The following is a 1,079-nucleotide window of genomic DNA, read 5'->3' as shown; positions in this document are numbered from 1 at the left end:
CTGACTTCACTGCACTTAGAACGCTCCCCTACCACTGATACCATTGGTATCAATTCGCAGCTTCGGTGGTGTATTTAGCCCCGGTACATTTTCGGCGCAGAGTCACTCGACTAGTGAGCTATTACGCACTCTTTAAATGGTGGCTGCTTCTGAGCCAACATCCTAGTTGTCTAAGCAACTCCACATCCTTTTCCACTTAATACACACTTTGGGACCTTAGCTGGCGATCTGGGCTGTTTCCCTCTTGACTACGGATCTTATCACTCGCAGTCTGACTCCTAAGGATAAGTCATTGGCATTCGGAGTTTGACTGAATTCGGTAATCCGATGAGGACCCCTAGTTCAATCAGTGCTCTACCTCCAAGACTCTTACACTTAAGGCTAGCCCTAAAGCTATTTCGGGGAGAACCAGCTATCTCCAGGTTCGATTGGAATTTCTCCGCTACCCACACCTCATCCCCGCACTTTTCAACGTGCGTGGGTTCGGGCCTCCATTCAGTGTTACCTGAACTTCACCCTGGACATGGGTAGATCACCTGGTTTCGGGTCTACGACCACGTACTAAACGCCCTATTCAGACTCGCTTTCGCTGCGGCTCCGCCTCTTCAGCTTAACCTCGCACGGGATCGTAACTCGCCGGTTCATTCTACAAAAGGCACGCCATCACCCATTAACGGGCTCTGACTATTTGTAGGCACACGGTTTCAGGATCTCTTTCACTCCCCTTCCGGGGTGCTTTTCACCTTTCCCTCACGGTACTGGTTCACTATCGATCACTAGGGAGTATTTAGCCTTGGGAGATGGTCCTCCCAGATTCCGACGGAATTTCACGTGTTCCGCCGTACTCAGGATACATTCAAGAGAGAACGAAGTTTCGACTACGGGGTTATTACCCTCTGTGACGGACCTTTCCAGGTCGCTTCGTCTACCTCGTTCCTTTGTAACTCCGTATAGAATGTCCTACAACCCCAAGAGGCAAGCCTCTTGGTTTGGGCTAGATTCCGTTTCGCTCGCCGCTACTCAGGAAATCGCATTTGCTTTCTCTTCCTCCAGGTACTTAGATGTTTCAGTTCCCTGGG

1 rRNA gene is annotated in these 1,079 nt (G+C 50.3%); it reads right to left on the bottom strand.

The features are described from left to right. A 23S ribosomal RNA gene (locus MR071_RS24975) occupies positions 1-1,079 on the bottom strand; the annotation flags it as partial.

Origin of the sequence: Bacillus cereus group sp. BfR-BA-01316 (assembly GCF_022664195.1) — a bacterium.
Classification (GTDB): domain Bacteria; phylum Bacillota; class Bacilli; order Bacillales; family Bacillaceae_G; genus Bacillus_A.
Note: the sequence above shows the minus strand (reverse complement) of the source record. Positions and strands in the feature narration are given on the sequence as shown.